Genomic DNA, 14,654 nt, shown 5'->3' on the forward strand with positions numbered 1-14,654 from the left:
GAAACAATATTTAGATAGCTGTTTTCCATCATGATTATTAAATAATTAAAATTTTCAAAATATTAATTGACTTTCATTGATTAAGGTGGTATTTTTTAGATGAATATTTAGTCATAGACTATGATTAATTATGAACAAAAAGGGCGGAGAACAAATGAGTATATGGTTAGGAACGTCCAAACAGGATATTACTCCTTTTCAGCCAGTTCATTTGGCTGGTTTTGCACATCGTAAAGACCCTTTCACAGAAATTAAATCGAAGCTTTATGTCCGTGTTTTTTGTTTCTTTGAAGAAACAAATAAGAACCCTTCGTTGTTAATTATTGCTGATTTAATTTGGTGGGGGTCAGATCTAGTTTCTATACTTGAAAAGAAAATCGCTGAACAATTTTCTATCCCCGCAGAGTCCATTATTTTTCACGCGACACACAATCATTCCGGTCCGCAAACAAGCAGATTGTTTACTTCCTATCTGGGGATTTACAGTAACTCCTATATTGATTTTTTGGAGAAACAACTTCTTCTTGCGATTGAGTCTGCAAAACAAAATGCGGAAGAAGTGACGGTAAAAAAAGCAGCTACTTCCTCTGATATAGGGATTAACCGCAGAAAGGCAGTAAACGGTGAGATCATCATGGCCCCTAATCCTGATGGTTTAGTGGACAATGAAGTCATACTCGTTCGCTTTGAAACCCACTGCCAAAAGACGAAAGCTTTGTTGATTCATTATGCATGCCATCCGACTACAACCGGAAATAACCATGTATCTTCCGAATTTCCTGGAATTGCGCTTGAGATCGTAGAAATGAAAATAGGCAATGGATGTATAGCCGGTTATTTACAGGGGTGCTGCGGTGACATCCGGCCGGCCCTTATTAAAGGTGATGCCTTTTACAGGGGAGAAGAAGAGGATGTAAAACGACTTGGTTCACGATTAGCAAGCACAGTATTGGATTGCTTTAATGAAAGGCATTGGAAGGACGTAATATCTGCAAAAGTACATACTTCAACCACCGTTTTGTCCTTGGACTTTGAGCAATTACTTTCTGACGAGCATTATGAACCAGCAGCTTATCCTAAAGACCTTTTGATGATGGAATGGTGCACCATTATGAGAGAGCGTGTTTCGGTCTTTGAGGCGGGGGTACCTTTAAAGCTCCGTTTGATGACGTTTTGTGAAGATCTGTCCTTTCTATCCATGAACGCCGAAATGGTTACAGAATATGGTCTGAAGCTGAAAGAAAAGTATGGAGGACGAATCATACCCCTTCCGTACAGCAATGGGATGATTGGTTATGTTTCAACAGCAGCCCAACTGAGTGAAGGAGGCTATGAAGCCAAGGACTCTATTTATTATTTTGCGCTTCCATCCCCGTTTTCACGAACGGTTGAAAACAGAATATTAGAAGCAATTGATAACCTTATCCAGAAGAAAGAGAGGGAGGAATATGACGGTTTATCCATTAACGAGTAGAGCAGATCGTTTAAATGTAAAGGTATTTGAAACGAGAAAAGAGATGGGACAGCAAGCAGCAAGTGATGTTAGCAGCAAGATTAAGGAACTTCTCTCGATTCAGGAAAATCTACGGATGGTTTTTGCATCGGCTCCTTCTCAAAACGAATTGCTGGATAATCTTGCAGCAGATAACAGCATTGACTGGAGCCGGATTACAGTTTTCCATATGGATGAATATATGGATTTGCCATCCGGATCTTCTAAAAGCTTTGGTTCCTTTTTAAAAGATAAGTTATATGATCGAGTTCATCCAAGAGAAGTCCATCTTATTCAAACGACGAATGGAGCAGAAGAAGAATGTGATCGTTACACAAAACTAATCAAAGAAAAACCTGTTGATATTGTTTGTTTGGGTATCGGTGAGAACGGCCATATTGCCTTCAACGATCCTCCAGTTGCAGATTTTCATGATCCAAAAACAATGAAAGTGGTGACATTAGACGAGGCATCCCGGCGACAGCAAGTGAATGATGGCTGTTTCTCTTCTCTCGATGAGGTGCCAGAAGAGGCGCTGACATTAACGATACCTGCATTGGTTTCAGCTGAATTCCTGTACTGTGTGGTGCCAGGCAAGACAAAAGCACATGCTGTACAATCGGTGCTTCATGGAACAATTACACAAGATTGTCCTGCTTCCGTTCTTCGAAAACACAAAAATTGTACATTATATCTAGATCAAGATTCATTTGGCGGTGGCTGTTAAGTGAAACAAGTTTCTGCGATTCACTATAAAACTGGCAAAGCAGTAAAAGTGAGTTTTGAAGATGGAGTGTTTCTTTCTATTGAAGAGGATGAACAGCGAAAAGAACTACCGATCATAACACCGGGTTTTGTTGATCTACAAGTCAATGGGTATAGAGGAATTGATTATAATGACGCAACGCTCACACCTGCTTCTATCGAATCTACCGTTCGACATTTATGGAGCCAGGGAGTAACTACATTTTATCCTACGATCATCACCAATCACCCGGAAAACATAATAAACTCGTTGTCCGTATTCCAAAAAGCAGCAGTAACAAACAAAACGGTCAATCAAGCCATTCCGGGCATTCATTTAGAGGGGCCTTACTTATCTCCCCAGGATGGACCTCGGGGAGCTCATGCTGAACAATTCGTTAAAGCTCCTGACTGGACTGAATTTCTGATGTGGCAAGAAGCTTCTGGGGGACGGATTTCCATCCTCACCGTATCACCCGAATGGCCAGAGTCCGCATCGTTTATAAAAAAATGTACAAATCATGGTGTTCTCGTTTCCATAGGCCATACATCTGCCACCCCTGAAAACATCCAAAACGCGATTGAGGCGGGAGCGAAGATGTCTACCCATTTAGGAAATGGTGCTCATGTCATGTTAAAGAGGCATCCTAACTACCTTTGGGAACAGCTGGCAAGCGATGAGCTTGCCGCCTGCATGATTGCTGATGGATTTCATCTCCCCGATTCAGTCATAAAGGTCATCCTGAGGATGAAAGGGAAGCTGGCCATTCTGGTCAGTGATTGCGTCTCATTAGCCGGAATGCCTGAAGGTTCTTATCATCTTCATATTGGCGGTGATGTTGTACTGGATAAGAGCGGAAGGCTATATATGAATGATAATGCCGATCTTTTGGCAGGGTCAGCTCAAACGCAGTCATGGGGGATTAACCATTTGATCAGGCGGGGACTGTGCAGCTTATCTCTTGCTGTGGACCTGGCCTCAATCCATCCTTCCACGGTGATGAATTTGCCGCAACAGAAAGGCATCTGTGAAGGTGCACCAGCAGATTTTCTATTGCTTCACCAATCAGAAAAGAATGAATTAACCATAACCGAAACGTACAAAAATGGAGTTTCTGTATATATGAATAGGGAGGCTTATTTTCATGAAAACACCGTTAATGACTGAATATTTGCAGGGGATTATCTGTCACTTGGAAAAAATACACAAAGAAGAGCAGCATGCTATTACAGAGGCTGCGAAGTTGGTGGCACAACAAGTGAAGCAGGATAAACTTGTTTTCGCTTATGGTCCTGGCGGCCACTCCAATTTAGGTTCACAGGAGCTGTTTTTTCGTGCCGGTGGTCTTATGCACATCAGTGCTATGCTGGATGAAGGAACGCTTCTAAGTGGAGGAGCTCTTCGTTCGATGGCGATCGAGCGGACACCGGGTTATGGAAAAATTGTGATCGAAGACTATGGACTTGTGAAAGACGATCTTCTGATCATTGTTAATGCTTATGGCATTAATGCAGCGACCATCGATGCGGCCTTGGAAGCCAAACGGCGAGGTGTAAAAACAATTGGTGTAACCTCTGTGGAGCATGCATCAAGTACTCCTGCTGACCACCCTGCCCGTCACCCTTCCAAGCAAAACTTGCATGAATTGGTGGATGTCGTTTTGGACAGCAAGGTTGGAGTAGGCGATGCGATATTGCAAATCAGCGGATTGGAGCAAAAAGTAGCCGCTATTTCTACATTTGCGAATGCCTATCTGTTGAATGCCATGACAGCTGAAGCGATCGCTTTGCTTGTGGCTGAAGGCATTCAGCCGCCCATTTGGATGAGTGGAAACGCCTCAGGAGGGGATGAATGGAATGCCCAATTTATCGATCGGTTTAAAGGAAAGATTAAAAAGCTATAAAGAAGTACGGAAAAAGGACAGGAGAATATAGAATGCCGTTAAAAGGTACTGCTCTGTTACGGGAAATCAATCAAAAAAATATTTTGGACTATATTCGGACACATGAACCATGTTCAAGAAAGGAGATCGCCCAAGCGTTAAAGGTAAGCAAAAATACAGTGTCTCTTATCGTTGAACAATTGCTGAAACAAAACATGATTGCTGAGTCGGGAATAAAAGAACCGATTGGAGCAGGAAGACCAAAAGTTTTGCTGCGCTTAAGGCCAGATGCGCTGCAAACCATCGGATTAATGGTTCAGCAAGACAACATCTCATATATCGTATTGGATTTTCAATTAAATGAACTAGAGGAGGGGTCAGTATCCATAAAAAGCCAATCCGTCCTGGATGAAGTGATCAACCTCTCAAAAAACTTAGCAAGCAGATTTCATAAGGCAAAAGGGATTGGGATTGCCATACCTGGCATTGTTGACCCGACAAGAGGGTATGTATACCAATCGGCAAATCTGAATTGGAAGGATGTGGATTTAAAAAAAATTCTTAGCACCGAGGTTAAAGTGCCTGTCGAGGTTTTTAACAATGTGAAAATTGCAGCGGAAAGAGGTAAAGAAACGGTCAAACCAAAATTGCGATCTAGTTTCTTTTATATAAGGATTGGCGAGGGGATCGGAGGAGCCTATGTGGCAGACAATCAAGTAATGAATGGCAACAGCTGGACAGCCGGTGAAATTGGCCATCTATCTGTGGCTTCACATGGTCCAATATGCAAGTGCGGCCAGAAGGGTTGCCTTGAAAAAATAATCAGTATGGAAGCTTTTCGGGAATTTCTTCAAAGCCTCTCTTATACTCCTTCAGATAAAAATGACATGGATCTTACAAAGTTAGCTAAGCAAGACCACAGGGTACACCAAGAGATAGAAGAATACGGAAATTATTTGGGCCGTGCTCTGGTGCAGGTGATTCATTTGCTAAATCCTCAAGAAATCGTTATAGAAGCACCTTATAACCAAATTTATGAATTTCAGGAGAAGACGATTTCTTCCGCAAAGCAACGTACTCTTTCCGACGCTTTTGCTCAGACGAAGATTGTTTTTTCAAAAGAGTTCTATTCTCCAGCGAAGGGAGCAGCGGTTTCTATTCTTCTGAATAGCTAAAATCTATTAATTTTGTTCCATCTACCGAAGAAGGGAATGATGATATGAGGCAAGTTCGTGAAGCAATTGAAGAATACAGTGCCTACAAACCACTTCTATCGGCAAGACATGATTTTCATTCATTTTGGTCACAGGCACTGAAAGAGCTGGAATGTATTGAGTTAAATGAACAGGCAGAAATGATGGAATATCCCATTAAACAAATCCAATGTGAAAAGGTTGCTTATCGCGGAGCATACAGATCTCTGATAAAGGGGATTTTTCTAAAACCAAAAAGACTGGAACGGAATCTTAAATGCCTTATCTTTTTTCACGGATATAACAGCAGCAAAGGATCCATTTCCCAGTATATGCAGTGGCTGATTCAGGACTATGCTGTATTGGCAGTGGATTGCAGGGGAATGGGAGAGACGGGGGATGATTCCTGTTATAGTTCGGGAACACTAGGCAGCTGGGCAACACAGGGGCTTATGAACAAGAAAGAATACTACTATTATAAAGTCTATCTGGACTCTAAACGGGCCATTGATTATTGTTTAACGCGTCCAGAGGTAAATCCACAAAAAATCTGTTTAATAGGCTCAAGTTTGGGAGGGGGGATTGCTTTAGCTGTGGCAGCTCTGGATCCTCGACCGCAATTGATAGTGGCAGACGTTCCGAATATGTGTGATTTGGAGCTGGCGATTCAATTAAAAACAGAAGGCTCTCTCGTATTTATCGAGAATTATTTAGCAAGATATCCCCAATACACGGAAAAGGTTTTTGAAAACCTAACTTATTTTGACAATCTTAATTTCGCTTCAAATATTAAAAGCAAAGTCAGATTATCTGTCGCGTTAAAGGATGCGGTGTGCCCTCCAAAACCGATTTTTGGCGTGTATAATCACATAACTTCCGAAAAATCAATAGAGGTTTATCCTTTCTCGACACACAATGCTCCAGGAAGCCAAGAACATATTGATAAAACCCTTGAGTTCGTCAATAAGCAATTATAAGAAATAAACCCTCTGGAAAATTCCAGAGGGACATTCTTCACATCTCGCTTTCATAGTAGGTTAGCAGTTCGTCACATATTGATTCCCATTTCTCTGCCATTTCCAGGGAAATCTCCCGTCCGCTTTTAATCCGTATTTTGTTTTTCAGCTGACGAAGCTTAATGATCGCTTTTTGATTATTTTCGGAAAAGTATTCATCCATTACCATCTCAGCTTTTTCTGCTAAATCGGTCTTTGTTTCTGGCTTAAGATCTGCAGTATATATAGAGTGATACAACTCATAGGTTAAATAGGATCTTTTTGTTTGTTCATAGGCTCTTTCGGCTCGATTTTCGTCGTAATGCATAATCTCACCAATAATGGCGGCAGAGATAGAGGAATATGCCCAGGAGCTATTATCTGCAAAATCACCATTCTCTACAGAAAATCCTTCTGGCTGCAGACCATCAAAACCAGCATAAGTCCAGAAATTGTTGACAGGGCGGGCTTCATAAAAACGAAAGGAGAGCCGGGCATTCTTCTTGCCGCTTAAATACGGAGTAAGATCAACGTGAATGGTATTCCACTGCAAATCCGTCAGAATTTCGGCTGTGTCCTGTTCCCACACCACCTGGCTATCGATCAGCAATTGTTTTTTATGGTAACCCATCGCATTGGGGCCATGATCCATTGTCTGGAATGTTAACGAGTATTGATCAGATTTTCGGTCCACACGGATGTTCTGTGAAGCTTCCTCATAATCTCCGGCTGTGGTAGGTGCACCTGCTCCAACAAAAAAGTTAAGATACCCAGTATCATTAAAGGCCTTGTCGTCTATTGGTTCAGGTTCAAAGTTCTTTTTAAGAACATACGTAGTGACCCCTTTAATTTTGCCTGTTTTCATGTTATCCAAGGCAATTTGCACGACTTCTCTTACGTAGTTTGCTGAAGGGTTTGCCGGGGTAAGGGAAAGCTGTGAAGCATACAGCATCCAATAAAGCGGAAGGTCATAGGAACTTAATAGGTTGTAAGCGGTATCAATTTGCTGTTGAGCAGATTCATAGACTTGAGTATTTCGATAGATTCCATCTCTGAAAGCCAATATGACGCCATCAATATAAGCACCTCTTGTTTGTAAAAAGCTTTCGTTCAAGGAGTCGGTATACATTTGCGGAGTAAACATGAGTTTTGGGTTAATGGCCTCAGAAGTTTGTTTCATTTGTGCCATATATTGAGGTGTGTAAGTAGACAGGTTGTGGTTGAAATCATCAATGGCCCATCCTATAAGATTAGGGAAGTCAAGGGAGAGTTGGGCAATAGCTTTTGACCATGCAATGTAATCGGTGGTGTAAGGATAAGATTTTCGAACGCCGGTAGATTCAGAGGGAGGTACGAGATAGACAACAATATTGATATTGGCATCACGGGCTGCAGGCAAAAACTCATTCTTTAAATCGTCCCAATCCGTTTTCTCATGCCAAACGAGGTAGTAGTACGTATTGATATGAAGTTCTTTCAGTTTTTGAATGGATCTCGGGGTATCAATGTGGTAAATCCCATCAGAGCGAGGGGATGTTTCCCTGACAACACCAGCATAATCAGCTAAAATCTCACCGGGTTGTCCGTCGGTCTGAGCCGCCGCTCTTGGAAGAGGAGCCCAACCTGTCAGCAGGCTGTACATCAAGATGGAAGACAAGAGTACGATCACACTCATTTTTCTTTTCATAGTAATCCTCCTTTTTCAGGCAATTTTCTTTGTAGCTTTCTCTGTAGCTTAACGTTATCAAAAAAAGACACGTCTATAAAATGTCTATTAATAGTTTAGGAAAAAATTAGGAAGTTAGTCATGCTTCAAGAAAGGAGCTTTAAGATGTTTATTTCTAAAATAGAAGTTTTTCCTTTAACATTACCCATGCTTCAGGACTTTAGGATTTCAGGTGGTTCAGTAGGTGATATGCAAGCAGGTGCTCCACATGTTTATGTAAAAATTACGGATAAGGATGGAATAAGCGGGTGGGGGGAGGCACGGCCCAGCCATCGATGGAGCTATGAAACGATCGAATCAGTTACCACCACCATCAACACCTATTTCATTCCGGCTCTCATAGGGAAAAGGATTGACGACATTTCTTATGTGCACCAAGTGATGAACCAGGAAATTAAGAGTGGATTGACTGTTGGCCAACCGATTGCCAAAGCTGCGATCGATACAGCGCTGCATGATTTAATCGGACAAAGGAATAAAAAAACCATTGGAGAATTATGGATGGGTTCAACGAATTCAACGATCAGCCTGTCTTATCTTATTAGTACAAGAGACGTGAATGAAGCGGTTCAAAAAGCCACAGAAGCTAACAGAAAAGGGTACAAGGGGCTGGATGTTAAGATCGGATTTGATCCTGATCACGATATCCATTTGGCAGAAGCGGTAAGGGAAGCTGCTCCCGGCCTATTTTTCCGGGTTGATGCGAACCAGGGCTATACTGTGGCACAAGCCATCTATGTTGCAAGGAAACTTGAGAAATTAGGAGTGGATGTATTCGAACAGCCGCTTAGTGCAAATAATCTCTTAGGACACGCGGAAATTCGAAGGAAAGTGCACATTCCTATTGCACTTGATGAAAGCATTTGGAGTTCAGGTGATCTACTACAGGCGATTCGGATGGAAGCATGTGATACGGCTGTCATTAAGCTGACTAAAATGGCAGGTTTGTACCGTGCAAAAATTTGCGGGGAAATTGCAAAGGAAGCGGGGCTAGCTTTACTCGGAGGGGGCTTGACCGAATCTACACTTGGTCTGGCAGCGAGTGCCCATCTTTTTAATTACTTGCAAATATCAGCACCAGTAGATTTAAATGGACCTTTTTTTCTTGCAGATGATCCTGTTTCGGAGGGGCCTGTACGGGAAGAAGGAACCGTATACCTTGGTGATCGGTACGGGATAGGCTGTAAGGTTAGTAGTGAAAAGCTTCAAAACTATACAGTGGAATAGAGTCTATTCCACTGCTTCTCTTATTTTTTTTAAATGGTCGGCAACAAAAGACAGCCGGTAAATTTGGCGGGGACGGCCTTTTGATGAGATTTTTTCTTCTCCCACCACGTCTACCAAACCTGCATCTATCCATTGTCCAAGGATTCGGTGGGAACTTCGGATGGTAATACCGAGGATGGAAGCGAGTTCCTGAGCAGTGTAGTTAGCTTTTTTGTACCGGGCGACTTGTGCCATCAATTTGCTCATATAAGCAGCCGACATTCCAGCCTTTTCTGCTTCCTCAAGAAGTTTGTCATCCGTTATGGAAAGGTCATAGATCATCGGATGGGTAATTTCTACTGGCCCGATCACACTGAGATCCTCCCTGACGATATAGCAGGCTTTTCCGCCAAATTCCTTGCACTGTCGGAGTGCCACTCTCGCATGGTTTCCCGCATCGGTGGCTGTTCGGCCAAAGCCGATTCCAACACTTAAGGAAATGCCCAACAGTTTATCAGCCTCATCCAGGACAGGCAAATATTTATAACCTCTTGTTTCTCTTTCAAAGATGCCTCTTGTAGTGAAAAATAAATATTCTCCTCCGCCGAGGCTTGTTAAGTGGCCGTCGAGAAGTTTCACGTAATCGAGCAGCAGCCGGTGTAAATCAAGTTTCAGCTTTTGAACCTCATGTTCTGATGGATAGCTGTCCACCATCTTGCGAAACTGATCAATGTTTACTAAACCAACGACAATTTGAGATTCTTTGTTTCTCCTTGTACGGGTGGCTAATAACGCCCGCTCCAACGATACGATTAAATCCTGATGGGTAGGGGTGACCCATTCATTTGGTATTCCGAGAGCGGTAAGTTTTTCGGAAACAGCTTCAATACCTGTCAACACGGAAGAGCCTGGCCTGTTGTCAAAATGTGATAAATGAAAATTCACCATTTCTTCCGTCGTAGCCAACGGACTTCCTTCAAATATATGCAGGACTGTGTTCTTTTCGTTAAGCTCAGTTAAAATTTGATTCACATACTGGTTAGGAACTGAATCGATGGTCAGCATCCTTAAACCATAAAGGCTTTTACTTCGAAACAAAGAACGATACAAACCTGTTCCCATAAGGGGTACGTAATGGACGGGAATATGAAAATGAAGCTGTTCTTTTACCTTCCTGAACAAGTGATATTCGAGGAAAAGCAATACCTCTACGTTCGCTAGTAAGTCTTTTGTAAGATCCATCACTTCACTTTCTTCTTCATAACTGCGCAAAAGTGGTATGAAAGATGGAAAAGAGTGCAGCGCTTCACGGGCTTTTTCAATTAAAGCTGAAGGGCCGATCACACCAATAGCAACACCGTTTTCCGTTTCCTCGGGAGAATGAGACGCCATACGATTTACTTACCTCCAAAAATCAGACATGTTGAATTTATTATAGCTGAAGGAAATTAAGAAAAAAAGACTTTTTTTAGACTTGTCTTTAAATAAACTTTGCCCTTATAATGAGATTGATTATTCAGAAAATTTCAGGAGGAGGCTATATCATCAAAATGCTGAAAATTGGAATGATTGGTCTTGATACCACTCACTGTCCAGCTTTTACCGATCTTTTAAATAATGAGAAAAATCCTCATTATATCAAGGGGGGTAAGATTGTGGCTGCTTATCCGGGGGGCTCGCCGGATTTTGAACTAAGCATTTCGCGGGTAGGATCGATTACACGGCAGCTGGAAGAAAACTACAATGTGAAAATGACCGGGAGTCCAGAAGAAGTAGCGGAACAAACAGATGCAATTTTATTAACTTCGGTAGACGGAAGAGTCCACCTTGAACAATTTAAAAGAATTGTTCCTTATGGAAAACCAATTTATATTGATAAACCATTAGCCTGTTCGTCAGGTGATGCCCGTCAGATTTTTGAGCTGGCACAGCAGTACCACGTGCCAGTCAGCAGCAGCTCATCCTTGAGATTTTCTGAAGAACTTCAGCAAGCCGTCATGGAAAAAGGCTCGATCATCGGGGCAGATACATACGGTCCCATGAAAATTGAACCTCCGTTGCCCGGCCTTTTTTGGTATGGGATTCATTCGGTAGAGATGCTGTTTACCGTCATGGGAGCCGGGTGCGAACAGGTAAGCTGCACCGTAAATCATGATCACGATGTCATCGTTGGCAAGTGGGCGGATGGAAGAATAGGAACGGTTAGAGGAAATCGTACAGGAAATAATCAATTTGGCGCTTTGGTCCACCGAGGTTTAGGTACAGCATTTGTGGATTGCCAAAAAGGTACAAAGCCGCATTACGCGAGCTTGCTTGAAGAAGTAATGAAAATGTTTTTAACCGGAGAACCTCCGGTTGGCATGGAAGAATCCATGGAATTAATCCGCTTTATCGAAGCGGCGAATGAAAGCCGGCAGACTGGTAAAACGGTTCAGCTCGGGGAAAGGATGGCCCGCCATTGAGGATGGCAAGGGTAGGTGTTTACCTGGATAAAGAACGCGCCATCCATAATTGGGGAAGAGGCGAAAACGTTTTTGAATGTTATTGTAGTTCTTTATTTCAGTATGCGGGAATCCCATTCACACCAATAGAAGAAACAAAACAACTACATCACTTTGACATTGTTGTGCTGGCATTGCCGCCACTAAAGCTTGAGGATACAGAGGATCTATGGGATTACATCCACTCGGGAGGCTCTGTTATTTCCTTTGGCACATTAGGGGAGTTTGCCCGACGCATGGGCTTGAAAGAGTACCTAATAGATGGTGGTTATGGCGTTTACAATCAGCAATTTTTACGTTTTTTTCACGCATTTCCTTGGACTGCATCACCCTCTCTGTTTCATTGCCAAAAGTCCGGAGAAATCAAATCAGGTTCTAGAGAAGGACGAAGTACTGGCGCCTTGCTTGAGAAATGGGACATAGGAAAAGGCATCCTTCATCGCTGGACGGTGGATATCATTGGAGCCATTGTCGGGATGCAGCAGGGAAGAGAACCTGTAACAAAAGATGGGCCGCCAGCTCCGGATGGCACGGCTAATTTAGATGATGGGCTGTTAAAGGCAGACGATGGGTTTGCAATGGATTGGGAGATGGATCGTTTGCGAACCTCTACTGGCCAGCCATATTTTTCTGTTCCTTATGCTGATTTATGGAAAGAAGCTATGATTTCTCATTTGATGAAAACCGTCCTTGATCAGGGATTGACACTGCCTTTTCTTGATTATTGGCCAGATGGCATAGAGCAGTTAGCCATGGTCTCTCATGATAGTGATGTAAATGACGATGAATCTGCGTATACCACTCTAGCTATTTTAGAAGAATGTGATATTCATAGCACCTGGTGCATGATGGAGCCGGGATACAGCCCTGCTATATATCCAGTTATCCGTCAGAAAGGCCATGAAATTGCACTTCACTACAATGCCAGGAAAGAGGACGGTGGTTTTTGGAGTGAATTTGAAATGAAAAGACAGTTAGACTGGCTCCATACAGTGAGCGGAGAAGAGTCGATCGTGTCGAATAAGAACCATTACACGATTTTTCAAAACTGGGGAGAGTTATTTGAATGGTGTGAAAGTATCGGCATCCAGTCGGATCAAACGAGAGGACCTAGTAAAAAAGGGAATGTTGGCTTTTTGTTTGGCACATGCCACCCCTATTTTCCTATTGCATGGGCAGATAAACAAAACCGTATCTATGATGTATTAGAAATCGGATTTTTAACACAGGACGTGAATTTATCAAGATTAGCAGATACGTCCATCATTAAGCCGTTTTTAACAAAGGCGAAGGAGGTGCGAGGAGTTGCCCACTTTTTATTTCATCAGATCCATCTTTACAGGGAACCAACGGTGAAGGAGGCACTGAAACAAGTGGTACGTCAGGCAAAAGAGATGGGTTACCATTTTTGGACCGGAGACCAGATCAACGAGTGGGTAAGGCGCCGTACCAGGATGAAGATTCAAGGAATAATGCCAGAAGGAGAAGTGGAATATACGGACGGATGCTTAGGTGCAGTCATTTGCATTCCGGTAAAACAAAAAGATAACAGTGGTACTTATATCGAACGATTCGGAGTTTACTGCAAAAAGCAGAAAGTGGGAGCAGGAACTGAAGAAATGGTGCTTCCTGGGAAGGAGACGAAGTTCCATGAGTGAAAAACTGGCTGTTCACGGGGGCAGGAAAGTGAAGGATACGCCGTTTGGAACGGGTAAACGATTTGGATTAGAAGAGGCAAAGGAACTAGTGGAGGCATTGGAACAAAATACGCTTTTTTATCATAACGGAGAAAAAGTAAAAACATTTCTTAACACTTTTAATGAAATGTACGGAATTTCCTACAGTGTGGCAGTTTCATCTGGTACTGCAGCTATCCATACAGCACTGGGTGCAGCGGGGATTACTGTAGGCGATGAAGTCATTACGAGCCCCATCACCGATCAAGGGACTTTAATTGGAATTCTTTATCAAAATGCCATCCCTGTTTTTGCTGATCTAAATCCTCACACGTATAATATGGACCCAAAATCCATTGAAGCGTGCATAACACCCAGGACAAAAGCGATTTTGGTCGTTCATTTAGCAGGCAATCCTGCAGATATGAATGAGATCATGTCTCTTGCAAAAAAGTACCGGGTAAAAGTGATTGAAGACTGTGCACAGAGCTATCTTGCTTCGTACAAAGGAAGGCTGGCAGGTACCATTGGTAATTATGGCTGTTTCAGCACAAATGATTTTAAGCATATCAGCACAGGTGATGGCGGTATGGTAACCGTAAATTCTGCTGATGAGCAGGATTATAAATTGACTCATGCTTTTGCTGACAAGAATTATTTAAGACTGGGTGGCATTGTAAATAGAGATCTTTCTTACCTTGCTCCCAACTACAGAATGACGGAACTACAAGGAGCCGTTGGAATCGCACAGCTGAAAAAGCTTCCTGGGATTTGTTCCATCCGAACAGCATATGGAAACAAGATTACAGCAGGAATTCAAGAGCTAGATGGTATTCATCCACATAAAGTAGATGCTGGCAATGTTTGCACCTATTGGTTCTATATGTTCCGTATTGAACCTTCCAAATTTCATTGCACTAGGGATGAATTTGCGGCTGCCTTGAAAGAAGAAGGAATTCCCGCATCAGCAGGTTATATTCCTGAAGTGGTCTACAAAAGCGGATTATTTCAAAAGCGTTCAGCTTATCAAAACAGTACCTTTCCTTTTGACGTGACTGGTGCTGCCTATGAAGGGGTATTGTGCCCTGAAGCTGAAAACATACTGAAAACCGCCATACGGCTTCCTGTCAATGAGTTTTATACAATGACAGATATCGAAGCAATGATTGCGGCCATTCAGAAAGTAGCGCGTTTTTACCAAAAACAAAAAGTTGCCGGTACGTTATAGAAAGGAGAAT

12 protein-coding genes are annotated in these 14,654 nt (G+C 42.5%); 10 read left to right on the forward strand and 2 right to left on the reverse strand.

Going from position 1 to position 14,654, the window contains the following annotated elements; translation table 11 throughout:
• Nucleotides 1–154 precede the first annotated feature (154 nt).
• From P4361_RS19305 to P4361_RS19330, 6 genes are read left to right on the forward strand one after another with little or no spacing between them, the layout of a single operon-like run.
• A complete protein-coding gene (locus tag P4361_RS19305; protein WP_328090564.1) occupies nt 155–1,474 on the forward strand; it encodes a neutral/alkaline non-lysosomal ceramidase N-terminal domain-containing protein in 1,320 nt (439 codons plus the stop codon).
• A complete protein-coding gene (locus P4361_RS19310) occupies nt 1,449–2,219 on the forward strand; it encodes a 6-phosphogluconolactonase (protein ID WP_328090565.1) in 771 nt (256 codons plus the stop codon). The genes P4361_RS19305 and P4361_RS19310 overlap by 26 nt, the downstream gene beginning before the upstream one ends.
• A complete protein-coding gene (locus P4361_RS19315; protein ID WP_328090566.1) occupies nt 2,220–3,404 on the forward strand; it encodes an N-acetylglucosamine-6-phosphate deacetylase in 1,185 nt (394 codons plus the stop codon).
• Nucleotides 3,382–4,140 (forward strand): SIS domain-containing protein, encoded by a 759-nt coding sequence (locus P4361_RS19320; RefSeq protein ID WP_328090568.1) that lies wholly within the window; start codon nt 3,382–3,384, stop codon nt 4,138–4,140. Before P4361_RS19315 ends, P4361_RS19320 begins: the two co-directional genes overlap by 23 nt.
• Nucleotides 4,141–4,172: 32 nt before the next feature.
• Complete coding sequence (locus tag P4361_RS19325; RefSeq protein ID WP_328090569.1) at nt 4,173–5,294, forward strand: ROK family transcriptional regulator; 1,122 nt, start codon at nt 4,173–4,175, stop codon at nt 5,292–5,294.
• Between the two features lie 44 nt (nt 5,295–5,338).
• Nucleotides 5,339–6,289 carry an acetylxylan esterase gene (locus P4361_RS19330; protein ID WP_328090570.1) on the forward strand — a complete coding sequence of 317 codons (951 nt, stop codon included), beginning with the start codon at nt 5,339–5,341 and terminating at the stop codon, nt 6,287–6,289.
• Between the two features lie 37 nt (nt 6,290–6,326).
• Here P4361_RS19330 and P4361_RS19335 read toward each other — a convergent pair whose 3' ends face one another.
• Nucleotides 6,327–7,994: a hypothetical protein gene (locus P4361_RS19335; protein ID WP_328090572.1), complete on the reverse strand. Its 1,668-nt coding sequence runs from the start codon at nt 7,992–7,994 to the stop codon at nt 6,327–6,329.
• 144 nt (nt 7,995–8,138) lie between these two features.
• On the opposite strand from P4361_RS19335, the gene P4361_RS19340 reads away from it, so the two are divergent.
• Nucleotides 8,139–9,260, forward strand: coding sequence for a mandelate racemase/muconate lactonizing enzyme family protein (locus P4361_RS19340; RefSeq protein ID WP_091005295.1), 1,122 nt, complete (start codon nt 8,139–8,141; stop codon nt 9,258–9,260).
• Between the two features lie 3 nt (nt 9,261–9,263).
• Here the strand turns inward: P4361_RS19340 and P4361_RS19345 are convergent, their stop codons facing one another.
• On the reverse strand, nt 9,264–10,631 hold the full coding sequence (locus P4361_RS19345; RefSeq protein ID WP_062232410.1) for a GTP cyclohydrolase IIa: 1,368 nt from the start codon (nt 10,629–10,631) through the stop codon (nt 9,264–9,266).
• A gap of 158 nt (nt 10,632–10,789) precedes the next feature.
• Here P4361_RS19345 and P4361_RS19350 point away from each other — a divergent pair, with 158 nt between their 5' ends.
• The 3 genes from P4361_RS19350 to P4361_RS19360 are packed head-to-tail and all read left to right on the forward strand — an operon-like array spanning nt 10,790 to nt 14,644.
• Complete coding sequence (locus P4361_RS19350; protein WP_328090575.1) at nt 10,790–11,701, forward strand: Gfo/Idh/MocA family protein; 912 nt, start codon at nt 10,790–10,792, stop codon at nt 11,699–11,701.
• Nucleotides 11,698–13,398 (forward strand): hypothetical protein, encoded by a 1,701-nt coding sequence (locus tag P4361_RS19355; RefSeq protein WP_328090576.1) that lies wholly within the window; start codon nt 11,698–11,700, stop codon nt 13,396–13,398. Before P4361_RS19350 ends, P4361_RS19355 begins: the two co-directional genes overlap by 4 nt.
• Nucleotides 13,391–14,644 carry a DegT/DnrJ/EryC1/StrS family aminotransferase gene (locus P4361_RS19360; RefSeq protein WP_328090577.1) on the forward strand — a complete coding sequence of 418 codons (1,254 nt, stop codon included), beginning with the start codon at nt 13,391–13,393 and terminating at the stop codon, nt 14,642–14,644. Before P4361_RS19355 ends, P4361_RS19360 begins: the two co-directional genes overlap by 8 nt.
• Nucleotides 14,645–14,654: the final 10 nt, after the last annotated feature.

The organism is Fictibacillus sp. B-59209, assembly GCF_036216745.1.
In the GTDB taxonomy this organism is placed as follows: domain Bacteria; phylum Bacillota; class Bacilli; order Bacillales; family Fictibacillaceae; genus Fictibacillus_C; species Fictibacillus_C marinisediminis.

What these genes read in the sequence shown, in the direction of transcription:
- P4361_RS19305 (WP_328090564.1), top strand. Translation starts at nt 155, where the DNA reads ATGAGTATATGGTTAGGAACGTCCAAACAGGATATTACTCCTTTTCAG.
- P4361_RS19310 (WP_328090565.1), top strand. Translation starts at nt 1,449, where the DNA reads ATGACGGTTTATCCATTAACGAGTAGAGCAGATCGTTTAAATGTAAAG.
- P4361_RS19320 (WP_328090568.1), top strand. Translation starts at nt 3,382, where the DNA reads ATGAAAACACCGTTAATGACTGAATATTTGCAGGGGATTATCTGTCAC.
- P4361_RS19325 (WP_328090569.1), top strand. Translation starts at nt 4,173, where the DNA reads ATGCCGTTAAAAGGTACTGCTCTGTTACGGGAAATCAATCAAAAAAAT.
- P4361_RS19330 (WP_328090570.1), top strand. Translation starts at nt 5,339, where the DNA reads ATGAGGCAAGTTCGTGAAGCAATTGAAGAATACAGTGCCTACAAACCA.
- P4361_RS19335 (WP_328090572.1), bottom strand. Translation starts at nt 7,994, where the DNA reads ATGAAAAGAAAAATGAGTGTGATCGTACTCTTGTCTTCCATCTTGATG.
- P4361_RS19340 (WP_091005295.1), top strand. Translation starts at nt 8,139, where the DNA reads ATGTTTATTTCTAAAATAGAAGTTTTTCCTTTAACATTACCCATGCTT.
- P4361_RS19345 (WP_062232410.1), bottom strand. Translation starts at nt 10,631, where the DNA reads ATGGCGTCTCATTCTCCCGAGGAAACGGAAAACGGTGTTGCTATTGGT.
- P4361_RS19350 (WP_328090575.1), top strand. Translation starts at nt 10,790, where the DNA reads ATGCTGAAAATTGGAATGATTGGTCTTGATACCACTCACTGTCCAGCT.
- P4361_RS19360 (WP_328090577.1), top strand. Translation starts at nt 13,391, where the DNA reads ATGAGTGAAAAACTGGCTGTTCACGGGGGCAGGAAAGTGAAGGATACG.